Genomic DNA, 25,733 nt, shown 5'->3' on the forward strand with positions numbered 1-25,733 from the left:
GGGGGGAGTCAATCGGCCCATGTAACCCTTACCCCATCGGTGTCCGAAGACCGATCGACGCTCCGTTCACTGTCTAGTTTCGGCATATACAAACTGGGGCAGTCTGAGTTTGGACTATGCCGGAAGAGCAGTCTGGTTCGTTCTCACGAATCCTATCTGGCTCGGCTGTTATCTTTCTGGGCGCTATTCTCCACAAATTCATCGCGTTCGGTGGGAGTGTATTCAACGCGCAGTTACTGGGACCGTCGGGGTACGGTGTCATCGTCGTTGCGCTGTCGGTCTATTTCATCCTCTGTGATATCCTCTCGCTGGGGTTGAACTCCGGCGTCGCACGAAACTACTCCCAGTCGGACCCTTCGGCCGTACGACGCGGTGTACTGACGACAGCGTACCAACTCGCAACGATTACTGCCGTTGTCGGTGCTATCGCTGTTTTCGTTGCTGCAGGTCCTGTTGCGGAGTATGTATTTCAGGACGAATCGATTGCGCCTGCACTCCGTATTCTCGCCGTCGCTATTCCGCTCAAGATCTTTCTGAATCTCATAAACGGAACACTTCAAGGCGTAAAGAAACCGCTCGTGAAGACTGTCGTCACGAGCATTCTCCAACCGGTCGTTCGCATCTCGCTCATCGTCTCGTTGGTCCTCCTCGGGTATGGGGCAATCGGTGTCGCAGGTGCCTACCTCGGTGCGACCGCTGTCACTGCAGTCGTCTCCCTGTACTACGTACGCAAACATACAGAACTATTCGAATTCGGCACCGATGCGGTTCCGGTCCACCGGTCGCTGCTTCGGTTTTCGGTGCCACTGGTGGGGTCGTCTATTATCCTTAAGTTCATGAATAATCTCGACACGATCCTGATCGGCACCTTCGCCACGTCTGCAGACGCCGGCGGGTACAACGTCGCTTTTGTCCTCGGGCAAACGACACTCTTGTTCATCGAGTCGATCGCGTTTATGTATCTCCCAGAAGTGTCGGACCTGTACAAGGAGGGGGCCCTCGAGCAGGTAAGCGACATCTATCGAACAGTTACCAAGTGGGTCGTCTTCCTTTCTGCCCCGTTTGTCTTGACGGCACTTGCCTTCCCGAACTACGTTTTAACGTTCATTTATTCCGCCAACTACGGGTACGCGACGACCGCCTTCGTAATCTTGGTTGTCGGGTTCTCTTCACACATCCTGAACGGTCCGAACCGTGGAACGCTCGTTGCCTTCGGGAAGACCAGACGGTTGTTGGGGTTCGATTTGGGCACTCTCGCTGCGAACTTCGCACTGAATGTCGTACTGATTCCCCGCTTCGGAATCGCTGGCGCTGCGGTTGCGACCGGGTCGTCGTATCTACTCCGGAACGCAATGATGACGTGGTATCTCAATCGGGAGTTCCGGATCATTCCGTTCTCTCAAGCGCTCCTCTTCCCCCTGATCCCGCTGGCTATTACAGCAGTGGTTGTTCGAGGAATTGTACCGTCGCCGTCCGTCCTTTCGGTAATCATCTACACGGCGGTACTGACCATCACGCTCGCGCTGGGGTACCTCAGTATGGGAGTCGAGGAGACTGACCTCCTCCTTGCGGAATTGCTTGAAGAACAAGGGATCGACCTCGACATTGTCCGGCGGGTCCACGAACGGGTAAACAGGCCTTGAACACCGAACCATCCGGGAGCTTTTCGGGTCGGTGCGCCGCACTGCTTATAAGAGAAGTTCACGGAGCAGCCACGGTCCGTACTGCGGATATCGGGCGGCAAGGTACGCGGAGTTCCGAAGAGTCGCCCAACGCCCTTGTCCCGGTGACTCATGTTCCTCGTGATGTACGGCACAGCGGGGAAGTTCGTTGAGCGTCTTGCCACGTGAGAGCGCGTTCAGGCAGAACTCCGTGTCTTCCATGTGATTGAGACGCTCGTCGAATCCTCCGAGCTCCTCGAAGTCCACACGGTGTACGATCATGAACCGAGTGAGGAGGAGACCGAAATCGAAGTCCTCCAGGCCTAAGATTGTCCCCGTCTCGGTCGCTTCGACCTGTTTCCATAGGAAGGACTCGTCGAAAGACACATCGTCGTCACAAAACACGAGGACATCTCCGCTCGTCCGACGAGCACCCTCATTTCGCGCTTCCGATCGGTTCCCCTCCTGAACGACTGCCGTCTCTACCCCCGCCGGAACGGAATCCAATGTCCAAGGGTCCCCGTCGAGTGTGGGAATGACGATGCTAATCGAGTCGCTCATATATTTCCTCCAGTCGAGCCGTCTGTGCGTCCCAGCTAAACTGGGACGCCGTCTCTCGAGCGTTCCTCCCGAGTCGTTCCCGAAGCGAGGCGTCATCGGCGAGTCGGCGTAACGCCGCTGCGAGGCCATCGACATCGCCGGGAGGAACAAGGAGTCCGTTTTTTCCGTCGACGAGATACTCCTCGATCGCGTCTATGCGGGTAGACACCACAGGTGTTCCACAAGCCATCGCCTCGATGTTTACCATCCCGAAGCTTTCGTGATGTGATGGAAGGCAGAACACGTCCGCAGCAGTGTAGTAGTGCGCGACCTCTCCGTGATCGACTGCTCCGGTGAACACTACGTTGTCCTCGATATCGAGATCTCGAACCGCTGCTTGAAGATCGTCCGCCAGCGTCCCATCACCGACGAGATAGAGTCTAGTTCGGTCGCCAAGACGCGCCTGTGCATTCAATAACTCGAACAGTCCCTTCCCCTCGTCAAGTCGTCCAACGTACAGAACAGCCACAAGCTCCTCGTCGAACACCGGATCGGCAGAAGGAGAAAACATCGTAAGATCAACTCCCGGGTAGACAACGTCCTGCACTTGGATATCCAACCACTTTTTCACCCGGGAAGCCGTCGCACGACTGTTCGCGAGATAGGCGTTCGGGTGGCCAAGTCGTGCCATCGCCTTCCAGCGAACGGAAGGCTGTTTAATACCAGGGAACCGGAACACCATCGGTACAGGTGAGACCCGGCTGACTAGGATGTTATCTAGGTAATAATGTGTCGAGACGATATCTACCTGCTTATCCATCTCCTCGAAGATCCCTCTGCGCCGGGCATTCCGGAACATCGTTAGCGACTCAACTTCCGCGGGAATGACCGGCGTTGCTCCTGTGATTGCTCTGTTGGTCGCAGACTCTTTGCTTATTAGAGGTATCTGTTCTATCCGTACGTCGAGATTGAGAACTTCCTCAATGATCTCTCCTTCACCACAATAAAAAACAATCTCGTGGTCGGACTGGAGCTGCTTTGCGATCTGGCGGATGAATGTCTCTGTCCCACCCGATCGCGCGAAGCCAACTCGTGGATTATAGAATCCAATCCTCATTTGATATTTCCACCGGTACTGTTGACGGTATGCTCAAACGCTTCTTCAAGCAGTTCTTCGAGCTTGTGCTGAAATGTTTCGGTTGAGAATTCATCGACGTTCATTCCGTCCGTGCCCGGCCTCTCGGAACGCATCCGGTCTATCGCATCCCGGATCCCGTCAGTGGTTCCGTCATGGAGGTAGCCGTTTTCGCCGGATCGAACGTACACACCGGGAAAGCCTTCGTCCCGAGCGAGTACGGGTTTTCCGCTCGCGTTCGCTTCGATCGGAACGATACCGAAGTCCTCGTTTCTCCCATTGAATACAACGGCTGTACATCCTGCGAGAAGTTCGATCTTTTCATTCTCACTCACGAATCCTTTATAATCGATGTTTTCAGCCCCTCTGATGCGATCGATCGTAGCCTCGGCGATATCTCCGCGGCCGCCAGCCATTACGAGGTGTTCATCGAGTTTCTCGAAGGCATCGATAACCGCCGGGACGCCTTTCTCCTCGTCAAGTCGCCCTAAATGTAAATAATACCCCTGATCGCCCTCGTCCTGATACTGATTGAGGTCGAGTGGCGGATAAAGGACGGTACTGTCCCGTTTGTAGTACTTCCAGAGCCGCCGTTTGATGACTGGGCTGTTGACGAAATACTGGTCGACGCGTGGGTCGAGAGTTTGGTCTCTCATCCGCAGATACCGCACAAGCGGACGAGCGAGCATACCGAGCATCGAGTCTTTTCGATCATGATAAAGGTCATAAAACCACCGCGGGGGAGAATGACAGTAGTTGACATGGAGCGTGTCATCGGGCGTGATGACTGCCCGGGTCGTTGAACCTGATGTCACGAGGATATCAGGGTCACCCACGGTCCTCCAATCGACATCTTCCCACTGCGCGTATTCGAAAACACGACCGGCGCTCTGCTGGAGCCGCCGAATCTGTGGATAATCAAGAGACGACGTTACGTCTACGAACTTAATATCGCCGTACGGATTCGGCTCTTTCGGGTTCGGATCCCCGAGCGTATGAACCACACTGACATCGAGGGCCTCAGCGAGTTTCGTGACGAGATACTCCGCGCCTCCCCAAGCATCCACATGCCAGTGAGCGACAGCGATGTCGAGGCTGTCGAGATCTCCCTCTTGGCTCTTACTTGAACCAGAGGTCGACTGCATGGGATGTAAACTTCTGAGTGAAGAGAAAAGTATGTCGTTCCGTCGTCTCCTTTCCGAGCACAGACTTGATTATGAGCGAGATTGTAACCCCTACAGACCACCTCGAAGTGAGCTGGTCCGTGAGTGTTGGGGCCCTAGCCAAATGGGTAGACCGGCTATCGTTCACGATGATTATGATGGGAGGTATATGATTGGAAAGAGTCGGTTCGTACAGTCGGTGGGCTGAGGAAACACCTCGTGTTACAAAATACGAAAAGAATATATATTCTGATTTGACTTTTAATGTGTGGTTAGATCTGATAAAATCGAGTACATAAGCAGGATCTGCGCAGGAAAAAACGTGCTTCATCTTGGGTGCGTTGGAAACGAACAAACAGTTGGTGCAGATCGGTGGCTTCATGCAAAGTTGCACGAGGTCAGCGAAAACTGCGTAGGAATGGACATTGATGAATCAGGTGTCGAAGAGATGAACGAACAGGGATATCATGCTGTCGTTGATGATGCCCAGAACTTTCACGTTGATGATCAATTTGATGTGATTGTAGCAGGTGAAATAATTGAACATCTCGCAAATCCCGGAGGGATGTTCGAATCAGCGAGGAGAACTCTTTCCGAAGGTGGTACATTCATAATTACAACGCCGAACCCCTTCGCGTTAATACGGTTTATTAAGTACATTTCCCCGATTCATGAGTTCAGTGTATTTGAAGAACACGTTTCTTGGTTCGATAGAATTACACTCAGCCAATTTGCTTCACGGTATGGATTCGTTGAAAGTGACCACTATTACGCAAAAGCTGATACTTTTGGACTGACACAAATTCTCCATGATATAGGATTTGAAAAGTTTGAAGACGACTTCATTGGAGTATATCGTTTAAATAAAAAACCAGGAAAATGACTATTCTTCCTTACTAATATTGATAGATTATTGAGGCGGGACGGAACAACAAACGCTGAAGTTGGAGCTTTGCCGACTGGGTCTATTCCAGACGTTACGAACTGATTCAACGGGGGGTTCACAACCAATTTCGCACCGGGCTGAAGCATCAGAGTCATATTGGGAAGTCACTTGTTAACAATAGTACCAACACATTCATATCGAATCAGAGTTACTCACAACTTGAGTAACCAATGACGATCCTCGTCACGGGCGCCGACGGCTACCTCGGTTGGCCCACGTCGCTGCGCATCGCCTCGCGAACCGATGACCGCGTCGTCCTCGTCGACAACTTCGGCCGGCGTGAGTGGGTCTCGGAAGTTGGCTCGGTCTCTGCGACGCCCGTCGCGGACATCGAGACACGCCTCAAGGCCGCGGAAGAAGTCCACGGTCTCACGAACCTCTCGTTCGTCGAGGGTGACCTCACTGACCGGTCGTTCGTCGACGAACTCCTCCAAGTACACGAGCCCGAGACGATCGTCCACACGGCCGCTCAGCCGAGCGCCCCCTACTCGCAGATCAACGGCGAGCGCGCCAACTACACCCAGCACAACAACATGCAGTCTACGCGGAACCTCGCGTGGGGGCTCCACGAGAACGACCTTTCGGACACGCACCTGATCGAGACGACCACCACGGGCGTCTACGGTGCCCCCGAGTTCCCCATCCCCGAGGGTGGTGCGACAATGGAGAACCAAGGCGACCGCGACGACGTACCCTTCCCCGCGATGGCGGGCAGCTGGTACCACCTCACCAAGTCCCACGACGCGGCGAACCTCCGTCTCGCGAACAAGCAGTTCGACATCCCCGTCTCGGACGTGCGCACCGCGATCACCTACGGTGCTGCCACCGAGGAGACCGCGGCCGACGAGCGCCTCGCGACGCGCTTCGACTTCGACTACTACTTCGGCGTCGTCGCTCACCGCTTCGCCGCGCAGGCGATCGCCGGGTATCCAATCACGGTGTACGGCAAGGGCGAACAGCGCAAGCCGTTCATCTCCCTTGAAGACGCTGTTGAGGGACTCGCCCGGCTCGCGCTGAACGATGTCGACGACCGACCGGATGACCACGTCGTTTACAATCAGGTCACGCGCCCGATCTCCATCGTCGAGATGGGGACGACGATCGCGGATGTTGCGAACGAATTCGGCTTCGATACCGCGGTCGAGCACTTCGAGAACCCGCGTGATGAGGATGAGACCCACCAGATGGAGATCGAGAACGACCGCTACATGGACCTGATCGGTGACCAGCAGGTCACCTTCGAGGAGGGTATCCGCGGCGTCTTCGAGCGGCTGGCCGACCACGCCGACCGCATCGGTGCCTACGAGGACCGGTTCCTCCCCGGTGTTCTCGAGGATCGACATGACGACGACAAGAAGGAGGCACCCGCGGCCGCAGACGACTAAGCGACTCCACCCCTCCCACTACCTCACGCATGCACGTTCTCGTTACCGGCGGCTGTGGCTACATCGGCAGCGCGCTCGTTCCGATCCTTCGGGACGACGAGCGGGTCGACCGGATCACTATCTTGGACAACCTCTCGATGTCCTCACCGCGTAACCTCATGGGGAGCGGCCTCGGGAGTGACGACAGCCTGCGCTTCCGTCGCGGCGACATCACCGAGTACGGCGATGTCGAGTCGGCGATGCGCGGGTGTGATACCGTCATCCATCTCGCGGCGATCACCGGCGCCGACAGCACACACGACAGACGCGAGGAGACGTTCCACGTGAACTACGACGCGACGCGGAACGTCCTCCGAGCCGCAGGAAAGCTCGACGTCTCGAACGTCGTGTTCGCCTCCTCGTGTAACATCTACGGCCGCGCGGCCTCCCGCGACATCGACGAGACGGTTGACCCCGATCCGCTAAACCCCTACGCTGAATCGAAACACGAGGCGGAGGACCTCCTCACGAACGCGATCGACGAATACGGCTACGACGGGACCGCGCTCCGGATGAGCACGAACTACGGCTACTCGCCGGGCATGCGATTCAACCTCGTCGTCAACCACTTCGTCTTCCGTGCGATCACCGACCGGCCGCTCACGGTGTACGGCGACGGCTCGAACTGGCGCCCGTTCATTCACGTGAAGGACGCCGCTCGCGCGTACGCCCAAGCCGCACTCGAACCGGAGAACTGGCCCGAACAGGTCTACAACGTCGGGGCCAACGACAGCAACTACCGCGTCGAGGAGATCGCCGAGGCCGTCCGCGACGAACTCGACCGTGATCTCGACATCACATATCTGGAAGACGAGCACCCGGGGCCCTCGTATCACGTGAATTTCGACCGCGTCGCCGAGACGGGCTTCGAGCCCGAACACTACCTTCGAGCGGGGATAGCCGATTTGGCCAAGCGATTCCAGAACGGAACTGCAGGGGGACACCGATGATCGGTGCATCCCCCAATTCCGGAACTGGATCGCGAGGTATTTGCACTGACCCCGGTGGTGAACGTACATGAGCACGACAGATGACTTCCACGTCACGGTCACCGGTGCGGCAGGGTACATCGGCAGTCGCGTCGTCAAAATTCTCCAGCGTGACCACCCGGAGTGGGAGATCACCGCCCTCGACAATTTCTATCTCGGGACTGTTCGCCAGATCGATGACGTCGAAGTCGAACACGTGGACATCCGCGATCGCGACTACCTCGAGGACGCGCTCGCGGGCGCCGACCTCGTCATGCATCTCGCGGCGATCAGCGGCGTCGACGACTGCGACACCAACCGTGATCTGGCGTACGACGTGAACATCACGGGCACGAACAACGTCGCGTGGTTCTGCCGCAAGACCGGTGCTGGTCTGGTCTTCCCGTTCAGCATGGCTGTCCTCGGCGACCCGGAGTCGTTTCCCATCTCCGTCGACGACCCGCGTGACCCGCTGAACTGGTACGGGCGAACGAAGGTGCTCAACGAGCGTGCCATCGAGTCCTTCGCCGACGACGCGTTCCCGGCGCACCTGTTCTTGAAGTCCAACCTCTACGGCGAACACACGATCGGCGACACCCGCGTCTCGAAGGGGACCGTGATCAACTTCTTCGCGAACCGAGCCGCCGCCGGAAACACCCTCACCGTGTATGAACCGGGGACGCAGGCGCGCAACTTCATCCACGTGAAGGACGTGGCTCGTGCGTACGTCCACAGCGCCGAACGGCTCTGCGAGCAACTCGCCGCCGACGAGACCGGAGTCGAGAAGTACGAGATCGCTTCCCATGAGGACCCCGGCGTGATGGATGTCGCCGAACTCGTCCAACAGTACGCCGCGGAGATCCTCGACTCCGAGGTCGACATCGAGGTCGTCGAGAACCCGCGAAGTGGGGAGACGATGGTTGAGTCCTTCGAGGTGGACATCTCGGCGGCCGAGGAAACGCTCGGATGGACTCCCCAGGAGACGGTGGAGGGGTCGATTCAGGAGCTCCTCGAAGCGAAGGCACGGGGAGAGTAACCCTCAGGCGTCGCCGTACGGGTCCGCGTCGAGCGTGTCGTGGTTCCACGTCAGATCGAAGTAGCGACCCAGCCCCGCGACGAACGAGTGGTTCTCGGTCACCGCGGCCTGTCGCTTGTGTAGCGGGACGTTCTCCTCCTCGACGAGGAGCACCGCGTCACCGGAGTCGTACTCCAAGCTAGGGTCGATGAGCGTTCCGCGCCAAGGGAGTCGTGTCGCGCTGAAGCGATACTCGACTGCGGGATATTCCGCACGGAGATACTCCACCGTCTCTCGTTGGATCGATCTGTTCTCTGTTTCGAGGAGATCCGGATCGAGAAACAGGATTCGGAGTTCACAGTCTCGTTCGTAGGCGTCCGCGAACGCGGGTTCGATTGCCTCGAAGTACTCGAAACTCTTCGTGATGATCCGAATTTCTTGCTGCGCGTCCGCGTATAACGTCCGGGTCTCGCGCTCGCTCGGGTCACCGACATCGACGACGTGAAAGAGCTCCTCCGTCGGAGAGATGTCCTCGCTGGCCTGCTCGTACAATGGGCCGAACGCTGCGACGAACTCCTCACGGGTGTCTTCGATCTGTGCCCGGTCGGTCTCGTAGGTCTGTCGGCGGTTCTCGATCGCCCGGTCGAGGATCTCCTCGGGCGACTTGGGTTGGTACTGTTTCGGCCGACCGGGGATAACCTTGAGGTACCCCAGATCGGCCAACTCATCGAGGACGCCGTAGATTCGTGCCTTGGGGATCCCGGTTGCCTCGGAGAGATCCGGTGCCGTCGTTCGCCCCAACTCGATCAGACGTTCGAGCGCCTGCTCCTCGTACTCCGTCAGATCGAGTGGATCGAGAAGCGCGTCCCTGTCGCGGCTGCTCATACCAACCGTATGCGCGTCCGATTGATAAGCCACGGCGGTCGATGCTCGTTCTCACGATCGGTTTTCGCTCCGATAGCTTCATATCGGTGGCGTCTGCAGTTACTCACAAGATGAGTAACTCAACGCGGGACGATGATCACCTCCACGATCTCGAGGACGGTGCGGGCTGCACAGAGATCTGGGAGAAGCTCAGCGAACAGCGTGAGGAGGCGGCACAGACAACGGACCGCAGCCAGGACGACTAGAGCCGTCGGTGTTGCGGGTGCGAAAGACACAGTAGTCCGCTCACGAGTTCACGGGTATGTCAATTGATTCCGCAGTCGTCCTCGCAGCTGGCGAGGGCCAACGACTCAGGCCGCTCACGAAGTATCGACCGAAGCCGATGCTCCCGGCCGCGAATCGGCCGATCTTAGAGTACGTCTTCGACGCGCTGATCGACGCCGGGATCGACGACCTCCACGTCGTCGTCGGCTACGAGGGCGACCGGGTGCAGAACCACTTCGGGCCGACTTATCGAAACCGCACGATCACGTACCACACCCAAGAGAAGCAACTCGGAAGCGGACATGCGCTTCTCCAAGCGCGTGACGCACTCGATGGTGACTTCCTCGTCGTCAACGGTGACGAGGTTGTCGACACAGAGACGATTGTGGCAGTCGTCGACGCGCACTCGGCGGAGGATATCTGCACCCTCGCGATTGTCGAGTCGGCCGAAGCACCGATGTACGGTGCCGTCACACTCGACGGATCAACTGTGACCGAACTCATCGAAAAGCCGGGGACGGGATCCTATCGCCTGCTTAACGCGGGCGTGTACGCGTTCGGCCCCTCGTTCTTTTCGACCGTCGAGAACGTCGAGCGGACGGACGGCGAACTCGGGCTCACTGAGGGCATCTCTGCCGTGATCGACCGCGGTGGCCACGTCCGCGGCGTCACGGCCAATGGCCTCCACTCTGAGGTGACCTATCCGTGGGACCTCACCGCCCTCGCCAGCACACTGCTTGCGGACGGTCGGGTCGACGAACCCGAGACCACTCCGGGCGTGTACGTCGCCGACTCCGCGTCGATCGCCGACACCGCCGACCTGTATGGGCCGGTCGTCATCGGCTCCGACACCGTGGTCGAACCCGGCGCAGTCGTCGGTCCCGACGTTGCGGTCGGTCCCAACACGAGTGTCGAAGCGGGTGCGGTTGTGCGTCGGTCGGTCCTCGACACCGACACGCGCGTTGGCGCGAACGCGACCGTCGTCGACTCGATCACGGGACAGGGCGCAGAGATCGAGGCCGGTGCGACCGCTCCAGGCGGCCCTGCAGACGTGCGCGTGAGCGACCGCGTCCACGAAAACGAGCGCCTCGGATGCGTCCTCGCCGACCGAGCGCGCCTCGGCGGAGGGGCGACGGTCTCACCCGGCTTGCTCGTCGGTCCGGGTGCCGATATCGCCGCAGGTGTCACTCTTCGTCGCAATGTCGACGAGAACGCGGAGGTGCAGGGCTGATGTGCGGGATCATTGGCTGTGTCGGACACGGGGACGACACACTCGATGTCGTGCTTGACGGCTTGGAGACGTTGGAGTACCGCGGCTACGATTCGGCGGGGGTCGCACTCGCCGGCGACGAGATCGATGTGGAGAAGAAGGAAGGGCGGCTCGAAGCGCTCCGCGAGGAGATCGCCACACGTGACGGGACCCCCTCCGGCGACATCGGGATCGGCCACACGCGCTGGAGCACACACGGCCCGCCGACGGACGCGAACGCCCACCCGCACACCGACGAGTCCGGCCGGGTCGCGGTCGTTCACAACGGGATCATCGAGAACTATCAGTCGCTGCGCGACGAACTCGAGGCGGAGGGCGTCACCTTCACCAGCGACACCGACACGGAGGTCATCCCGCACCTCTTGGCCGCCTACCTCGACACTGAGTTGGATGTCGAGGCGGCGTTCCGTCGGACGCTCGACCGAATCGAGGGCAGCTACGCGATCGCGGCGGTCGTCGCCGGCGACGATCGGATCTTCGCGACGCGCAACGACTCCCCGCTCGTCCTCGGGGTCGGCGAGGGACGGTACTACCTCGCGAGCGACGTTCCCGCGTTCCTCGAACACACGCGCGACGTCGTGTATCTCGATGACGGCGACGTCGCGGTCATCGACGCCGACGGATGGCGCGTCTCCGACCGTGACGGCCAGCCCGTCGAGAAAGACGTGTCCACCGTCTCCTGGAGCGCCGAGCAGACCGGCAAGAGCGGCTACGACCACTACATGCTCAAGGAGATCCACGAGCAGCCGACGGCCCTCCGGCAGGGGCTCAGTGGTCGACTCGACGAACTCTCCGGACAGGTCACCGTCGAGGAACTCGACGATGTCGGTACACCCGAAACCGTCCACTTCGTCGCTTGCGGTACCTCCTATCATGCCGCGTTGTATGGGGTCGAACTGTTCCGCGAGGCCGGCGTGCCCGCACAGGCGTTCCTCGCCAGCGAGTACGCGACTGGTCCCGCGCCGGTTCCGGAGGACGGTCTCGTCGTCGGCGTCACCCAAAGCGGTGAGACGGCTGATACTCTCTCGGCGCTTCGAGAGGCCCAGGGGCGAGGTGCAGAGACACTCGCAGTGACGAACGTCGTGGGTAGCACGGCCGCCCGCGAGTGCGACCACGCGCTGTACATCCGCTCGGGGCCGGAAATCGGCGTCGCCGCGACGAAGACGTTCTCTTCGCAGCTCACGGCGTTGAACCTCCTCGCGGAGACACTCACCGACGGTGCCGCAGGCTCTCGCGATCTCGTCGGTGCGCTCCGGGATGTCCCGGGCGACATTCAACAGGTGCTCGACGAGACGACCGCGGAAGCGATCGTCGACGAGTACCGGGATCACGAATCGTTCTTCTTCATCGGCCGCGGCCTGCACTTCCCGGTCGCACTGGAGGGTGCCTTGAAATTCAAGGAGATCACCTACGAGCACGCGGAGGGGTTCGCCGCGGGCGAGTTGAAACACGGTCCGCTCGCGCTCGTCACACGGAACACGCCGGTGTTCGCGATCGTCACCGGCGACGACGAGCGCGCTCGCAAGACTATCGGGAACGTGAAAGAGGTCGAGGCTCGCGACGCGCCTGTGATCGCAGTTACTGACGGGCAGTCCGATGTGGAGCGGTACGCTGACCACGTGCTCGAGATCCCCGAGACGCATCCACGGACCGCGCCGATGCTCGCGAACGTCCAGCTCCAACTCGTCGCCTACCACATGGCCGACCGGTTGGGGCGCTCCATCGACAAGCCGCGCAACCTCGCGAAGAGTGTCACCGTTGAGTGAACGCCGATCGCGAACCGTAACGAGTTACCCGTAGCCGGAACCCCACTGATTCATGCAAACCATCATTCTCGCTGCCGGACAGGGAACCAGAATGCGTCCCCTGACGGACCGCAGACCCAAGCCGATGCTGCCAGTCGCGGGTAAGCCCTTGGTTGCACACACGGCGGAAGCCGCTGTCGCGGCCGGCGCCAGCGAACTGGTGATCGTCGTCGGCTACGAGGCGGACGATGTCCGCACGTACTTCCGAGAAGAATTCGCAGGTGTCCCCGTCTCGTTTGCCGAGCAGCCCGAGCAACGCGGCACGGCCGACGCCGTTCGGGCGGGCGCATCATATCTCGACGACGGCCCATTCGCTGTCCTCAACGGTGATGCGCTGTACGACCACGACTCGTTAGTGACACTGTACGAGTCGGCACCAGCGGTCGGGTCGTTTCGTGTCGACAATCCCAGCGCCTACGGTGTCCTCCATACGGACGAGACTCCCGATGGTACTCGTGTGACTGGTGTGACCGAGAAGCCCGCAGACCCGCCTTCCAATCTGATCAACACCGGTGCGTACGTCTTCCCCGCTGAGGCACACGACTGGCTCGATGTCGGCGAAAGCGAACGTGGTGAGCTCGAATTGACGGATGTCCTCGAACGCGCCTGCGAGGAGACGACCGTTTCGGCGGTCCCGTTCGACCGCTGGCTCGACGTTGGTCGCCCGTGGGAACTGCTCGAGGCGAACGAGTGGAAGCTCGACGAACTGGAGCGTCGGATCGACGGCGACGTGCACGAGGACGCCGACCTCCGCGGCGCGGTCGTCGTCGAGGCTGGTGTGGAGATCGATTCGGGCGTCGTGATCGAGGGTCCTGCGCTGATCCGGTCGGGTGCGAGTGTGGGACCGAACGCGTACGTGCGCGGGCGAACACTAATCAGTTCTGACGCGACGGTCGGTCACAGCGTCGAGGTGAAAAACAGCGTGCTGATGGAGGGTGCCACCGTGGGTCACCTCTCATATGTCGGTGACAGTATACTCGGTCGCGACGTGAACTTCGGTGCGGGGACAACTGTCGCGAACCTGCGTCACGACGACGAGGACGTTCGGACGCTCGTCAAGGGTGAGGTCGTCTCGACCGGACGCCGGAAGTATGGTGTTGTCTGTGGGGACGGTGTGAAGACCGGTATCCAGACGAGTTTGAACGCAGGTGTGAAACTGGGATCGGATGCGCGAACCAGTCCTAACGAACCGGTCTTGCGGGATCGGACGGATGAGTAAGCAGTCAGACGTGACTGACTGACGAAGATATCGCTGACGACGGAGAGATTAAGACTTCAGTACCGTACGACCGCGATTCGCCTGTCGACTTCACCGACAGGGTGGACGAGATCGTGACCTGTCTCTGGGCGCGCGCGAGCCGAAATCGGCCCGAAGTCACGAAAGAGCCCGTGGCGACTCCTCACACAATCTCCACAAAGTACTTATTCACGATTCGGCGAGAATCCCCGAAACGCCCGAATTTGGGTGTGTGAAGCGTTGACGCGCCCTCTGATTTACCACAAGACATTTATAAGGTCCGATGTTGGTTATGTCCGTACCCCTACCCATGGTGACAGCAGAGAGTATCTCTCGTCAAGTCCGCCTCGCGGGCGTTCTGCGGCAGGCGTGGGAAAACGGTGTTGTCGCCGCTTGCAGTGCGACCTAGCAAACCATGACAGAAACAAACAACAAGATCCGCGCGCTGTTCCTAACAGCGCTGATGGTGTTCAGCGTCTTCGCTGGCACTGTCGCGTTCGCAGGTACAGCCGCTGCGGCCAACAATGCTACAGTAACTGCCAATCCGGCAGATGCTGATGCAACTTCTACCCACACGTTCACCGTGGAGCCTAGCGGTGGTGAAGTGGGTAGTTCGCTGAACGGTATCGTGATCGATTATAGCGTCGGTACTGCTCCGTCGTCCGTCAGTAACGTCGAGCAGAGCGACGTTACGGTCGAACTTACGGGTCCTGGTGACATCTCCAACGATGTGAGCGGCGTCTCCGCATCCAACAACGGAGAAACCCTCACTATCTCACTCGGCGGCAGTAACTCGTTGTCCTCCGGTGACACGGTGACGGTTACCGTTGATAACGTCGAGAACCCGTCGAGCGGTAGCTCGACAGACATCGAGGTTGACCTGAACCCGCAGTCGAACGACAATCCGTCAACGGTGACGACGGCGTTCGGCAGCACGACTAACCCGAACGACAACGCTGTTGTCTACGATACAGAGGCGACCAACAACGTCGACCTCATCTACTCGGGTCAGGAGTTCAACGCGACTGAACTTCAGGCTGACGAGGAATACGAACTCCGTTCGGTCGACGAGACCAGCGGCAACGACATCACTTCGAGCACCTTCGAAGACACTTACACCTCGAACGGTAACGGAGAAATCATCGGTATCAGCACTGATGGTCTGGAGACCGGTGACTACTACATCGATGGTCCGGGCGTCACGGCGACGACCAACAACACCATCGAGATCGTTGAGCAGACGTTCTCGACTGAGTTCGACGCGGACTCTGTCGATAACGAGGGGTCGACCACGGTCGACCTGAACGTCAACTCCAACCGCAACAACTTCGACGTCATCGTCGAGTCGGAAGACTTCGACTACGACGACCCGGAGCTCGAAGACATCTTCGGCGAGGGCTTCACCTACAACGTCGATGACGACGATGAGGAGTTCGTTCTGACCGGTGTTTCGGATGACGCCGCGACGAACTTCTCGGACATCGACGAGGGTCAGTACAACTTCACCTTCACGGTCGCAGACACTGGCGTTGAGGACGACGCGTCCATCGACGTCAACAGTGTCGGCGCGGGTGAGGCTGACCTCTCGCAGGGTACCACGAGCGTCCAGCAGGGCGACTACGGTACCTTCACCGTCACGATGAACAGCGCCGCAGAGGGCGGCGACGCAACAGTGCTCATCGGTGACGAGGACGCGGACGGCTACCAAGCGAACATCACTGTCACTGACGACGACTCAGACGGTGAGGTTACCTTCGCCTTCAACACGTACAAGGCTGGTAACACGAGCGCTACCGACGACCAGATGGTCACGCTCGTTGGCGACAGTGTTGGCGAGGACGAGATCAGCTTCGACGGCCAGTCCAGCCTGAACGACATTCTGGACACGGGCGACTACATCATCTCCGTGGGGACGAACGACGACCCCGCTGAGGTGCTCGACAGCCCGGACAACGTCGGCACGCTCGTGATTAACGAGCGTCAGACGCCCGAGCAGCAGCTCTGGCGTACGAGCACGGCTACGCTCGAAGATGTTGAGACCGCCGCTGGCGACGACGACGTCGACGCCGCCTCGGCAATCACGACCGCAGTCGAGAACGACCAGGTGACCCAGACCGACACGCTCGCGCTCGACCCCGACGGGACGAACGACGACGTGATGGTCCACCAGCTCACCGCCCCCGGCCTGTCCGGTCTGCTGGGTGCGGCCGAGTCCGGTGAGGTCACCAGTGAGTTCACGGCTGCGCTCGACACGAGCAACACCTACGGCGACGCGAACCTGAGCGTCGTGCTCGAAGAGGAGAATCCCGGTGCAAACCAGGATCCCGCAACGCTCGACCTGAACGCTAGCGGCCTCTCCGACGCCCTGACCGTCATCGCTGACGGCGAGGGCAACTACTACGTCTTCGTCGACTACAGTTCGGTCGAAGACACTGACTACGAGGACTCGGACCTCACCTTCGAGGACGGTGACGATGTCACCGCCGACATCTCGGTGCAGGACACGCGCCTGCTCGACATCGACACGGACGATGTCGACGGTGACGAGGCCTCCGAAGACTACTACCAGACCGCCTCGGCGAACTTCTCCGTCGAGGAGGTCGAGGGGAGCTTCAACCTGAACGAGGACGACCTCGTTGCGGTCACGGCGTCCGAGGACGCCATGGTCGAGGGCACGACGAACGTCGCGCCCGGGACGGAGTTCACCGTGCGCGTCCAGTCGACGGGCGACACGGAGCCGCGGTTCTTCGAAACCCAGACTGTGACGGTTCAGGCTGACGGGAGCTTTAACGCGACCTTCGACCTGAGCGACCAGTCCGCAGGTGACGAGTTCACCGCAAGTGTCCGTCAGGCTGGCTTCTCGCTGAGCGAGGACGGTGTGGTTGTCGAGAGCGTCTCGACGGCAACGCCGACCGCCACCGCCACCGCCACCGCGACCGAGGGCGACGACGCCACGGAGACGGCAACCGCGACGGCAACCGCGACGGCGACTGCGACGGCCACCGAGGCTGACGACAGCACGCCGACCGAGACCGCGACGGAGACCTCCACGTCTACGCCCGGCTTCGGCGCTGTGCTGGCAGTCATCGCCCTCATCGGCGCTGCGCTGCTGGCAGTCCGCCGCGACAACTAACTAACCACGACTGACCGGCCGTAACCCGGTCACGTCCGCTTCACGCGGACCCTTTCTTTCGACGCGCCCACACCGACCAGCGACGGCGCCGTCGATGGATACGGCTCGGCGCTCTCGACACACGAGACGACAAGGGCTTTACCCGACAGCGCCGATCCACGAACGAATGGCGAGCATCTACACCGACCTGCTCGGGTGGGTGGTGATCGCGACGTTCCTCGCCGGTGCGGGCGCCGAGTACGTCCGTCGCAACCGCGGCGGCGACACGGGCGCGCTCGCGACCCTCCGGCGTCGCCTCGATGCGTTCGACACGCCCCCCGAGCGGACGCTCGCAACCGCCGGCTGGGTGCTGTTCGCCGCCTTCTGGCTGGCGCTGTTCCCGCACTTCGCGTTCACGCAGAAGAGCTACGTCGAGGGCGTGCTCTCCCTGTTCGCCGTCCCCGCGAGTCTGTACGCCGGGTGGCTGCTGTGGAACGGTCGCGACTCGCTGCTTGTGCTCTCGCGGGCGGTCGCCGCGATGGGGATCGTCTACTTCCCGTTCGAGTCGATCGAGCCGCTCAAGCGCACCCTCATCCTCGTCGTCACCGGGCAAACCGGCTGGGCGATGGCGCAGCTCGGCTACGAACCCACGCTGGTCGAGGGACCGATCCTCGGCTATCAGAACGCCTATCGGTTCGTCACCGCCGACGGCCACGGTCTCCTGTTCGAGATCGTCCTCGCGTGCACCGGCTTGGGGAGCATGGCCATCTTCGCGGGACTCATCGCCGCGGTGCGTGCCCCCCTCGGTCGGAAGCTCCGCGCGTTAGCCGTCTCGATCCCGATCATTTGGGGGTTGAACATCGCCCGAACCACGTTCATCGGGATCACCTTCGGCAACCAGTACCTCCAACTGTTCGTCGACGAGGTGCTGTTCCTGTTCGGCTCCTCGGACCCGTACATGGTGTCGTTCTTCCTCTCGGACCGGGTCATCTCGCAGGTGCTCGCGGTCGTCGCGCTCGTGGGCGTCACCTACCTCGTCGTCCGCGAGCTGCCCGAGCTCGTCACCGTGATCGAGGACGTGCTGTACATGGTCACTAAAGAGGAGTACGACCTGCTGGAGTCGCTGGACCTCCCGCGGGAGCCGGTTCGGACCGACGGCGGGCGCAGTGACTCCGACGAACTGTAACCTAAGCCACAACCTGCGGTGGCGACTCGCCTTCACTCCGACCCGGGCAACACGTCCCGCGGACACCCGGCCAACTCCGCGAGTGCCTCCGCCTCCAGGTGGTGCAACTCCCCCGGGATCACGAGCATGTGTAGCGGGTCACCGAAGTCGCGCTCGCCCAGCGCCGCGAGCGTGTCGGCGGCGACGACCGGCTCGGGGCTCCCGGCTCGCGCGACTGCCACCCCGACGACGTCCTCGTCCCAGTCGCGGGCCAGCGCGGCGGCGGCGTGGTCCGCGGTCATGTACTCGTCTGGCTCGCCCTCCGCGGGCCCGGCAGGGGAGGAGCCGGCGACCTTGATGTCCAGATACACCAGCGTGTGAAGCCCGCGCTCGCGGTTCGCCTCGATCCCGTCGATCACGCTCTTGGGGGTTCCGTCGGCGCCGTGAGCGTACTCGAACGGCAGGGTTACGGCCTTGCCGAAGCGGTAGTTCTGCAGCCCCGTCAGCGACGAGGCGGCCGACTGAGCGGTGATCCCGTGGATCACCCGGGTGTCGATGCCGCGTTCTGCCGCGCGGACACGGAGGTCGACGTGTGTCGTCGAGATCATCGTGTCTCCGGCGGTACAGAAGGCGACGTCCTCCTCGGCGGCCGCATCGAGGATCGGCGTCGGGTCCTGTTCGACGCCCGCGCGATCACGGACCTCGACGCCGATCCCGTGGTGGGCTTCGAGATCCTCAACGGTGGTACCCGCGAGCCGGCTGGTGTAGAACTCTGCAAACACGCGGTCGGCGGTTCGGAGCGCCTCCCGCCCCTCGACGGTGACGGAGCGCTCGTCCCACAGCCCCAGGCCGATGAAAGTGAGCATGCCCGGATCTGACGGGTCGAGGGCTTCGGGGTTTCGCTCCGCGACGACCGACTCCCAGAACGGTACTGCGTGGGGTCGATTCAGGCCGGTTTTCCGGGCACGTACTGGGTGACTAACGGTGACGGTACGCTCGTCAGTTCCAGAGTGTATTCGTTCGAACGGGAACGCCCGCAGGAGATATCACCCACGTACTCGGGGTTCCTCTCCACCTAACAAGTGACACAGACCTGATCGGGTTCCTCCTAACAATACACAGGGACCGGATCACCTGTACCATGGGTTCCCTCGACGACCTCACGGTGCTCGATCTCACACGCGTTCTTGGGGGGCCGTACTGTACGATGCTGCTCGCGGACATGGGGGCGGACGTGTTGAAAGTCGAGCCACCCGGCGGAGACTGGGTCCGCCGCACGCCGCCGTTCCTCGACAGCGAGGAAGAGCCGTACGGCGGCTACTTCCAGAGCGTCAACCGCGGGAAATCGAGCATCGAGCTCGATCTGACGGACTCCGACGACCGCGAAGACTTCCTCACGCTCGTCGACCGCGCGGACGTGCTCGTCGAGAACTACCGCGCGGGGACGATGGAGGGGTTCGACCTCTCGTACGAGCGCCTCCACGAGCGCAACCCGGGGCTCGTGTACGCGGCCATCCGGGGGTTCGGCGACCCTCGAACCGGCTCGACCCCCGAACAGGCTCGCCCGGCGTACGACCTGATCGTACAGGCGATGGCCGGCGTGATGCAGATCAACGGCCAGTCCGACGACCCACCGACGAAAGTGGGCGTCGGTATCGGCGATCTGTTCACCGGTGTCCTCAGCGCCGTGGGAATCTTTGCGGCGATCCACCATCGGGATCGCACCGGCGAGGGACAGTTCGTCGACACCTCGATGTACGACGCCATGCTGTCGATGTGCGAGCGCACCGTCTACCAGTACTCCTACACGGGCGAGGTTCCCGGCCGCGTCGGCAACGCCCATCCGGTTCTGTTTCCGTACGACGCCTTCGAGGCGCACGACGGACTCGTCGTCATCGCCGCAATCGGCCCGAGCCAATGGGACGCATTGTGTCGTGCTATCGACCGGCCGGACCTGACCGAGTACCGCGAGCAGTCGGTCCGACTCGCGAACCGCGAGCGGCTGCGCGCCGAGATCGCCGCGTGGACTCGCGAGCGGACCGTCGAGGAGGTTCTCGACGTGCTCGACACCGTCGTGCCGTGTGCCCCGGTGCAGGACGTGGCTGACGTGTTCGAGGGCGGAATCGCCGACCGCCGGGACATGCTCGTCGATCTCCCACATCCCGGGAGCGGCGAGCGCGCGACCGTCGCCGGCTCGCCGATCAAGATGACGGCGACCCCGGCGCACCCGCGGGGGCGCGCCCCACTGCTCGATGAACACCGGGAGGCGGTGGTAGCCAAAGAGCGTACGACTGTCGACGCGAATCCGGACACGCGCGCCGAATCCGACGGATCGGGCAACCCTGACGCTGGGGCCGCCTCCGCCGACGGGGAGTCCGCAATCACCGACGACACCGGATCGGGGAGCGTCACGTGACCCGCCCGGCTCGCCACGACTCCGACGGCTACACCGTGCGGCTGTTCGAGCCAGGCGACCGCGACGACTATCTCGCGCTCCACCGTGCGGTGCTCGATGGCGGAAGCGAAGCGTGGTTCGACTGGAAGTACGTGGACGACCCCTACACGGACCACGTCACGGTCGTCGTCGCGACCGACGGGAACCGCATCGTCGGCACGAAGTCGGGGATGCCGTTCGAGGTCGGTTGGAACGGCCGGCGGTTCCCGGCACTCCAGCCGGGTGACACGATGGTCCACCCCGACCACCGTCGCCGTGGCCTCTTCTCGCGGATGACCGAGTACATGAAGTCGACGTACGCCGACGCTCCCCAGGCGCTGTTCTTCAACTACCCGAACCACGCGACCCTCCGCGGGAGTCGTAAACACGGCTGGCGCGAGGTCGGTCGTGTCACGACCCGCTACCGGATCGCCGATCCGGCGGCGTTCGCCGGGGTGGACGCGGGCCGGCTCGACGGAGCCCTCTCGCGTACCGGGCGGACGGTCGCCGACGGACTCCTCCGGCTCCCCCGTCTCGCGTCCCGGGGAGCGGAGGATCTGACTGTTCGCCGCCACCGCGACATCCCCGTCGACACGCTCGCATCGCTGTATCGGCGCTCGATCCCCGACGAGTTCCACGTCGTCCGCGATGAGGCGTATCTGGGCTGGCGATACGGGAACCCGCAGTGGGAGTATACCGCCTTCACCGTCGAGCGTGGCGGACGGACGGCGCTCGGAGCCGTCGTCGGCGCCGACGAGGCAGCCGACCCGGCGACCGCGTCCGTCGTCGACGTGCTCCCGTTGCGGGCCTCAGGGGACGACCGCGGCGACACGGACGGTTCCTCCGCTCGCGCGCGACTCGCGGCCGAGCGGGCGCTGCTCGATCGGATCGTCGCCGCCTACGACGTGGACGTGTTCTCAGCCGCCGAGGACTCGTTCGCGCGCTCCACGCTTCTGAGGCTCGGGTTCCTCCCGGATACGGCGCCGCCGCTGTCGTGGGTCTCCTCGCCGAGCACGCTCGTGGCGTATCCGCTCGACGACGCGCTCGACACTCCCGACCTCTCGGCACTCGACGGCTGGACGCTCGGGCTGAGCGACCGCGACACCCGGTGACCGAGCGTCGACTCCGGTGCAGCAGTCCGTGCGGGACACGGCAGCGGGCACACCGATCCCGGAGTGACACGCCAGACTGCCGACTTCGAAGTCCGGACCCTGCGACAGCGTTCGACGTCAGAGGTCGTGCTCGATCGCCCAGTGGTGGAGGTGCGCGAACACGGGGAACAGCGACTCGGCCTTCTCGGTCGGCGTGTACTCAACGCGGGGCGGGACCTCGTCGTAGGCCTGACGGTCGAGCAACCCCGCGTCCGTCAGTTCTCGCAGTCGCGTCGACAACGTGTTCGGTGCGACGTCGAGCTCGGCCTCGAGGTCGCTGAACCGGAGCGACCCCTCGGCGAACGCGAACGCGCTCAGCACCGCCATCGTGTGGGTCTTCCCGAGGAGATCGAGGAGGTCCGCGACCGTCCGACGGATGCGATCCTGCTCTTCGGCGTCGAACGATTCGCGGAGCGCGACGGCTTCCTCGCGGGACAGCCCCCCGCTCAGGTCGGGCACCTCCGGCGGGTCGCTCGGTTCGGTCATGAACTCGGATAGCGACTTGTCGATTTGTATCTTTGGTTAAAATCGGACTAACGATCCAATACTTCGAAACTTCGAAGTTGGAAGTATAACCGCTCGGGGGACCTATGGCGTGCATGCGAATCGCAGTATTCGGCGCGACCGGGCGAACCGGCCGCCCGCTCGTCGACCAGGCGCTCGACCGCGGCCACGAGGTTGTCGCCTTCGTCCGGAACCCGACAGACCTCCCGTCGGCGCTCCGGGACGACGACCGGGTCAGCGTGATCGAGGGCGACGCCTACGGCGGCGACGGCGTCGACCGCGCCATCGGCGGCGACGACCCGGTCGACGCCGTCGTCAGCGTCCTCGGACGGAGATCCGAGAGCCCCGACGACCTCCTGACGGAGGCGGGGAGACACGTGCTCGCGGCGATGGATAGGCACGGGATCGAGCGGCTCGTGACGCTGGTCGGCGCGGGCGTCCGCGAGGAGAGCGAGTCGGTGAGCCTCGGCGGGAAGGTGATGGGGTCGCTGTTGAAGCTGCTGGCGCGATCGACGCTCGAGGACGCCGTCGACCACGTTGAGTCCGTCAGGGCCAGCGACGCCCGGTGGACGGTCGTCCGCGGCCCGCGGCTCACCGATGGACCACACACGGGCGAGTTCCGCCACGGGACGGGTCTCGCGCTCGGCGTGCGCGCCGCCGCCGCGCGGGCGAACGTCGCCGAGTTCGTCCTCGACTGTCTCGAGGAGGACCTGTACGTCCACGAGATGCCCAAGGTCGCGGACGCATGACCGATCTCGCACACGCCGGTCCCGGGTCCTGCTCAGTCCCGAAGCGGGCCGGATCCGCGGTCGTGCCCGCCCCTCGGGGGGCCGACCGATGACGGAGGCGATACTCGTCACCGGGGCGACCGGGACCGTCGGCCGGCACGTTGTCGCCGCGCTCGCGGACCGCGACGTCGCCGGCAGGGCCGGAGTTCGCGATCCCGAAGCCGTCCCGAGGCAGATCGCGGACGCCGGCGAACCGGTCGAGTTCGACTTCACGAAGCCCGAGACGTGGGGCCCCGCGCTGGCGGACGTCGACGGCGTCTTTCTCGTCCGGCCGCCGATCGTGGACGGGTCCGCCGTCGGGTCGTTCGCCGAGGCCGCGGGCCGCGTCGGCGTCGACCGCGTCGCCTACCTCTCGACGCTCGGCGCGGAGAGGAACGTGCTCATCCCCCACCACCGGATCGAGAAGCGCGTCGCTGCGGCGGATGTCGACTACACGCTCTTACGGGCGTCGTTCTTCATGCAGAACCTGCTCGAGGTCCACCGTCCCGACATCGTCGAACGCGACGAGGTGTTCGTTCCGGCCGGGAGCGGGCGGACCAGCTTCGTGGACGCGCGCGATATCGGCGAGATCGCGGCGGTCGTGTTGACCGAGTCGGGCCACGCGAACCGGGCGTACGACCTCACGGGGCCCGCGGCGCTGGAGTACGGGGACGTCGCCGAGATCTTCGCGGACGTTCTGGGGCGCCCGATCACGTATCCGGAGCCGTCGCTGCCGGCGTTCGCGAGACGGATGCGTCGGCGTGGAAAGCCGTGGGCGTTCATCGCGCTCATGTGCGGCATCTACACCGTCGCACGCCTCGGGCTGGCCGCCCGTGTTACCGAGGACGGCCGACGACTCCTCGGCCGACAGCCGCGGGACATGCGAACGTTCGTCGAGGACCACGCGGACCAGTTCCGGTCGGAAAACGTGGCCTGATCTGTTCGACAGTCGTGGCTCTGGGTGGGTGTGCTGTGGGTGCTGTCGGGTCTGTCGGAATCGGCGGTGCCGTGGAACAGGACGGATTCGATACCGAAACCCTCAATGCTAGTATGACACCTGCTACTGGTCGATCCTACTCCTTCGCGATTGAACGCAAAACGAAAGCCGGTGGAGGGATTTGAACCCTCGGCCTATTCCTTACGAAGGAATCGCTCTGCCAGCTGAGCTACACCGGCGCGTGCAATCAGTCGTACTGCCATGATGGGAATAAGGGTTGCGAATGTGCGTCGCCGTGTCCCGGACTCGCACGTTTACTCAGAAGGAAGATCGAACGTTCCTGAGGTGACCGACAGTGATGATCTCCAGCAGGCCTGATCGGGGGACGTGTTCATCGTACCCGGTCCGGGCCTCTACAGATAAGCAAGGCGAGTGCCTCGGGGCTTGACCCCGAGGCTGTTCACCCCGATCACTTGGTCAGGCGTTGAGAATAGTTGTCTCGATGCGTATCGTTCCCGAACTGCTCGGTCGAGACTATATTTCATCAATCACATGGATTTCACTGATAACGCTCTTCACAGTTGAACCCATACTCTCGTTCAGCAATGTCTATCGACCGAGACACCTTCGAGAACACGAGCGAGGAAGAGCTCGCCGACCTTTCGGTCCCGGAGCAGGTCCTCGGGTTTCTCGCCGCCAACGACGAACGGGCATTCAAGGCCCGTGAAATCGCCACCCAGATCGGTGTCGACGAGGGGGCAGTCAGCACCGCGCTCTCGCGGCTGAAGGATCGGGACGTAGTTGAACACAAAGCGACGTACTGGGCGGTAACTGACGACACTGGGCGACTCGAACGATACAGTGGCTACGAGCGAGCGACTGCCCTGTTCAACGATCAGCTCGGTGCAGAAGAGAAGGAATCCTGGCGCGAACACGCCCCCAGCGAGCCCCATCCGAGTGTGGAGAACGAACGGTGACGGGCGAGGGATCGCTGCCGATCTTCGAGCGAGGAGATGTCATCTACGGCGACGACCCGTTCAAAGGAGAGGCGGATGCCCGACCGTGGCTCGTTCTCTCGAACCACGAGGGACGGCCGTTCCATGGCGATCAGTACATCGCGCTGACGTTGACGTCGAAATCTTGGATGGACGGCCTCATCGATATCCCTGCGGAGAGTTGGCTTCGTGGCGGAACTCCTGAGAAGAGTGGAATCGTTCCGTGGGCTGTTCAATCGGTCGACAACGAGGACATCGATTTCTGGCAGGGCCGGCTCGAGAGCGACCTTGTCGATGAGGCGGTGGCTGCGCTTGTCGACGAACTTCGATAACAGACCACTCTCGTTTCAGCTTC

At 62.1% G+C, this 25,733-nt stretch carries 23 protein-coding genes and 1 tRNA gene; 17 read left to right on the forward strand and 7 right to left on the reverse strand.

What is annotated here, in order from left to right; all coding sequences use genetic code 11:
- Positions 1 to 116: 116 nt before the first annotated feature.
- A complete protein-coding gene (locus P0Y41_RS10745) occupies positions 117 to 1,643 on the forward strand; it encodes a flippase (protein WP_284061339.1) in 1,527 nt (508 codons plus the stop codon).
- A 45-nt stretch (positions 1,644 to 1,688) separates the two neighbouring features.
- On the opposite strand, the gene P0Y41_RS10750 is transcribed toward P0Y41_RS10745, so the two are convergent.
- Genes P0Y41_RS10750 through P0Y41_RS10760 form a run of 3 tightly spaced genes read right to left on the reverse strand, consistent with a single transcriptional unit; the run spans position 1,689 to position 4,481 of the window.
- Positions 1,689 to 2,222, reverse strand: coding sequence for a glycosyltransferase family 2 protein (locus tag P0Y41_RS10750; RefSeq protein ID WP_284061340.1), 534 nt, complete (start codon positions 2,220 to 2,222; stop codon positions 1,689 to 1,691).
- Entirely contained in the window at positions 2,206 to 3,318 is a 1,113-nt protein-coding gene (locus P0Y41_RS10755) for a glycosyltransferase family 4 protein (RefSeq protein ID WP_284061341.1), read from the reverse strand. The genes P0Y41_RS10750 and P0Y41_RS10755 overlap by 17 nt, the downstream gene beginning before the upstream one ends.
- Positions 3,315 to 4,481: a glycosyltransferase gene (locus P0Y41_RS10760; RefSeq protein ID WP_284061342.1), complete on the reverse strand. Its 1,167-nt coding sequence runs from the start codon at positions 4,479 to 4,481 to the stop codon at positions 3,315 to 3,317. The genes P0Y41_RS10755 and P0Y41_RS10760 overlap by 4 nt, the downstream gene beginning before the upstream one ends.
- Before the next feature lie 286 nt (positions 4,482 to 4,767).
- Between P0Y41_RS10760 and P0Y41_RS10765 the strand changes: the two genes are divergently transcribed.
- From P0Y41_RS10765 to P0Y41_RS10780, 4 genes are all read left to right on the forward strand, one after another.
- Positions 4,768 to 5,382 (forward strand): class I SAM-dependent methyltransferase, encoded by a 615-nt coding sequence (locus P0Y41_RS10765; RefSeq protein ID WP_284061343.1) that lies wholly within the window; start codon positions 4,768 to 4,770, stop codon positions 5,380 to 5,382.
- 233 nt (positions 5,383 to 5,615) lie between these two features.
- Entirely contained in the window at positions 5,616 to 6,830 is a 1,215-nt protein-coding gene (locus P0Y41_RS10770) for an NAD-dependent epimerase/dehydratase family protein (RefSeq protein ID WP_284061344.1), read from the forward strand.
- 29 nt (positions 6,831 to 6,859) lie between these two features.
- Positions 6,860 to 7,819 (forward strand): NAD-dependent epimerase/dehydratase family protein, encoded by a 960-nt coding sequence (locus tag P0Y41_RS10775; protein ID WP_284061345.1) that lies wholly within the window; start codon positions 6,860 to 6,862, stop codon positions 7,817 to 7,819.
- 67 nt (positions 7,820 to 7,886) lie between these two features.
- On the forward strand, positions 7,887 to 8,873 hold the full coding sequence (locus P0Y41_RS10780) for an NAD-dependent epimerase/dehydratase family protein (protein ID WP_284061346.1): 987 nt from the start codon (positions 7,887 to 7,889) through the stop codon (positions 8,871 to 8,873).
- A 3-nt stretch (positions 8,874 to 8,876) separates the two neighbouring features.
- Here the strand turns inward: P0Y41_RS10780 and P0Y41_RS10785 are convergent, their stop codons facing one another.
- On the reverse strand, positions 8,877 to 9,737 hold the full coding sequence (locus tag P0Y41_RS10785) for a TrmB family transcriptional regulator (protein WP_284061347.1): 861 nt from the start codon (positions 9,735 to 9,737) through the stop codon (positions 8,877 to 8,879).
- A gap of 110 nt (positions 9,738 to 9,847) precedes the next feature.
- On the opposite strand from P0Y41_RS10785, the gene P0Y41_RS10790 reads away from it, so the two are divergent.
- The 6 genes from P0Y41_RS10790 (at position 9,848) to artA (ending at position 18,611) form a co-directional block, all read left to right on the forward strand.
- The gene (locus tag P0Y41_RS10790; protein ID WP_284061348.1) at positions 9,848 to 9,982 is read left to right on the forward strand and encodes a DUF8595 family protein; all 135 of its coding nucleotides are present in this window, start codon (positions 9,848 to 9,850) and stop codon (positions 9,980 to 9,982) included.
- A 56-nt stretch (positions 9,983 to 10,038) separates the two neighbouring features.
- Positions 10,039 to 11,232 (forward strand): sugar phosphate nucleotidyltransferase, encoded by a 1,194-nt coding sequence (locus tag P0Y41_RS10795; RefSeq protein WP_284061349.1) that lies wholly within the window; start codon positions 10,039 to 10,041, stop codon positions 11,230 to 11,232.
- Positions 11,232 to 13,037, forward strand: coding sequence for a glutamine--fructose-6-phosphate transaminase (isomerizing) (glmS, locus tag P0Y41_RS10800; RefSeq protein ID WP_284061350.1), 1,806 nt, complete (start codon positions 11,232 to 11,234; stop codon positions 13,035 to 13,037). Before P0Y41_RS10795 ends, glmS begins: the two co-directional genes overlap by 1 nt.
- 52 nt (positions 13,038 to 13,089) lie before the next feature.
- Entirely contained in the window at positions 13,090 to 14,295 is a 1,206-nt protein-coding gene (glmU, locus tag P0Y41_RS10805) for a bifunctional sugar-1-phosphate nucleotidylyltransferase/acetyltransferase (protein WP_284061351.1), read from the forward strand.
- 814 nt (positions 14,296 to 15,109) lie between these two features.
- Positions 15,110 to 17,446: a BGTF surface domain-containing protein gene (locus tag P0Y41_RS10810; protein ID WP_284061352.1), complete on the forward strand. Its 2,337-nt coding sequence runs from the start codon at positions 15,110 to 15,112 to the stop codon at positions 17,444 to 17,446.
- Positions 17,447 to 17,612: 166 nt separating this feature from the next.
- A complete protein-coding gene (gene artA, locus P0Y41_RS10815; RefSeq protein ID WP_284061353.1) occupies positions 17,613 to 18,611 on the forward strand; it encodes an archaeosortase A in 999 nt (332 codons plus the stop codon).
- 32 nt (positions 18,612 to 18,643) lie between these two features.
- Here artA and dph5 read toward each other — a convergent pair whose 3' ends face one another.
- Positions 18,644 to 19,456 (reverse strand): diphthine synthase, encoded by an 813-nt coding sequence (dph5, locus tag P0Y41_RS10820; protein WP_284061354.1) that lies wholly within the window; start codon positions 19,454 to 19,456, stop codon positions 18,644 to 18,646.
- Positions 19,457 to 19,731: 275 nt separating this feature from the next.
- Here dph5 and P0Y41_RS10825 point away from each other — a divergent pair, with 275 nt between their 5' ends.
- Together P0Y41_RS10825 and P0Y41_RS10830 are read left to right on the forward strand one after the other, a co-directional pair.
- Positions 19,732 to 21,006 (forward strand): CoA transferase, encoded by a 1,275-nt coding sequence (locus P0Y41_RS10825; RefSeq protein WP_284061355.1) that lies wholly within the window; start codon positions 19,732 to 19,734, stop codon positions 21,004 to 21,006.
- Positions 21,003 to 22,136, forward strand: coding sequence for a GNAT family N-acetyltransferase (locus P0Y41_RS10830; protein ID WP_284061356.1), 1,134 nt, complete (start codon positions 21,003 to 21,005; stop codon positions 22,134 to 22,136). Before P0Y41_RS10825 ends, P0Y41_RS10830 begins: the two co-directional genes overlap by 4 nt.
- Positions 22,137 to 22,253: 117 nt before the next feature.
- On the opposite strand, the gene P0Y41_RS10835 is transcribed toward P0Y41_RS10830, so the two are convergent.
- Positions 22,254 to 22,661 (reverse strand): winged helix-turn-helix transcriptional regulator, encoded by a 408-nt coding sequence (locus tag P0Y41_RS10835; protein ID WP_284061357.1) that lies wholly within the window; start codon positions 22,659 to 22,661, stop codon positions 22,254 to 22,256.
- A gap of 113 nt (positions 22,662 to 22,774) precedes the next feature.
- Between P0Y41_RS10835 and P0Y41_RS10840 the strand changes: the two genes are divergently transcribed.
- Both P0Y41_RS10840 and P0Y41_RS10845 read left to right on the forward strand, forming a co-directional pair.
- Positions 22,775 to 23,428 carry an NAD(P)-dependent oxidoreductase gene (locus P0Y41_RS10840; RefSeq protein WP_284061358.1) on the forward strand — a complete coding sequence of 218 codons (654 nt, stop codon included), beginning with the start codon at positions 22,775 to 22,777 and terminating at the stop codon, positions 23,426 to 23,428.
- An 88-nt stretch (positions 23,429 to 23,516) separates the two neighbouring features.
- Positions 23,517 to 24,383, forward strand: coding sequence for an SDR family oxidoreductase (locus P0Y41_RS10845; RefSeq protein ID WP_284061359.1), 867 nt, complete (start codon positions 23,517 to 23,519; stop codon positions 24,381 to 24,383).
- A gap of 166 nt (positions 24,384 to 24,549) precedes the next feature.
- On the opposite strand, the gene P0Y41_RS10850 is transcribed toward P0Y41_RS10845, so the two are convergent.
- A tRNA-Thr gene (locus P0Y41_RS10850) sits at positions 24,550 to 24,622 on the reverse strand.
- Between the two features lie 366 nt (positions 24,623 to 24,988).
- Between P0Y41_RS10850 and P0Y41_RS10855 the strand changes: the two genes are divergently transcribed.
- A complete protein-coding gene (locus P0Y41_RS10855) occupies positions 24,989 to 25,360 on the forward strand; it encodes a MarR family transcriptional regulator (protein ID WP_284061360.1) in 372 nt (123 codons plus the stop codon).
- Positions 25,357 to 25,710, forward strand: a complete 354-nt coding sequence (locus P0Y41_RS10860; protein ID WP_284061361.1) for a type II toxin-antitoxin system PemK/MazF family toxin — start codon at positions 25,357 to 25,359, stop codon at positions 25,708 to 25,710. The genes P0Y41_RS10855 and P0Y41_RS10860 overlap by 4 nt, the downstream gene beginning before the upstream one ends.
- Positions 25,711 to 25,733: the final 23 nt, after the last annotated feature.

The organism is Halobaculum halobium, from assembly GCF_030127145.1.
In the GTDB taxonomy this organism is placed as follows: Archaea; Halobacteriota; Halobacteria; order Halobacteriales; family Haloferacaceae; genus Halobaculum; species Halobaculum halobium.

Excerpts from the sequence above, each read along its gene's own strand:
- P0Y41_RS10755 (WP_284061341.1), bottom strand. The coding sequence starts at position 3,318 with ATGAGGATTGGATTCTATAATCCACGAGTTGGCTTCGCGCGATCGGGT.
- artA (WP_284061353.1), top strand. The coding sequence starts at position 17,613 with ATGGCGAGCATCTACACCGACCTGCTCGGGTGGGTGGTGATCGCGACG.
- P0Y41_RS10745 (WP_284061339.1), top strand. The coding sequence starts at position 117 with ATGCCGGAAGAGCAGTCTGGTTCGTTCTCACGAATCCTATCTGGCTCG.
- P0Y41_RS10845 (WP_284061359.1), top strand. The coding sequence starts at position 23,517 with ATGACGGAGGCGATACTCGTCACCGGGGCGACCGGGACCGTCGGCCGG.
- P0Y41_RS10750 (WP_284061340.1), bottom strand. The coding sequence starts at position 2,222 with ATGAGCGACTCGATTAGCATCGTCATTCCCACACTCGACGGGGACCCT.
- glmU (WP_284061351.1), top strand. The coding sequence starts at position 13,090 with ATGCAAACCATCATTCTCGCTGCCGGACAGGGAACCAGAATGCGTCCC.
- P0Y41_RS10780 (WP_284061346.1), top strand. The coding sequence starts at position 7,887 with ATGAGCACGACAGATGACTTCCACGTCACGGTCACCGGTGCGGCAGGG.
- P0Y41_RS10855 (WP_284061360.1), top strand. The coding sequence starts at position 24,989 with ATGTCTATCGACCGAGACACCTTCGAGAACACGAGCGAGGAAGAGCTC.
- P0Y41_RS10775 (WP_284061345.1), top strand. The coding sequence starts at position 6,860 with ATGCACGTTCTCGTTACCGGCGGCTGTGGCTACATCGGCAGCGCGCTC.
- P0Y41_RS10795 (WP_284061349.1), top strand. The coding sequence starts at position 10,039 with ATGTCAATTGATTCCGCAGTCGTCCTCGCAGCTGGCGAGGGCCAACGA.
- P0Y41_RS10790 (WP_284061348.1), top strand. The coding sequence starts at position 9,848 with ATGAGTAACTCAACGCGGGACGATGATCACCTCCACGATCTCGAGGAC.
- dph5 (WP_284061354.1), bottom strand. The coding sequence starts at position 19,456 with ATGCTCACTTTCATCGGCCTGGGGCTGTGGGACGAGCGCTCCGTCACC.
- P0Y41_RS10835 (WP_284061357.1), bottom strand. The coding sequence starts at position 22,661 with ATGACCGAACCGAGCGACCCGCCGGAGGTGCCCGACCTGAGCGGGGGG.
- P0Y41_RS10825 (WP_284061355.1), top strand. The coding sequence starts at position 19,732 with ATGGGTTCCCTCGACGACCTCACGGTGCTCGATCTCACACGCGTTCTT.
- P0Y41_RS10785 (WP_284061347.1), bottom strand. The coding sequence starts at position 9,737 with ATGAGCAGCCGCGACAGGGACGCGCTTCTCGATCCACTCGATCTGACG.
- P0Y41_RS10760 (WP_284061342.1), bottom strand. The coding sequence starts at position 4,481 with ATGCAGTCGACCTCTGGTTCAAGTAAGAGCCAAGAGGGAGATCTCGAC.
- P0Y41_RS10770 (WP_284061344.1), top strand. The coding sequence starts at position 5,616 with ATGACGATCCTCGTCACGGGCGCCGACGGCTACCTCGGTTGGCCCACG.
- P0Y41_RS10840 (WP_284061358.1), top strand. The coding sequence starts at position 22,775 with ATGCGAATCGCAGTATTCGGCGCGACCGGGCGAACCGGCCGCCCGCTC.
- glmS (WP_284061350.1), top strand. The coding sequence starts at position 11,232 with ATGTGCGGGATCATTGGCTGTGTCGGACACGGGGACGACACACTCGAT.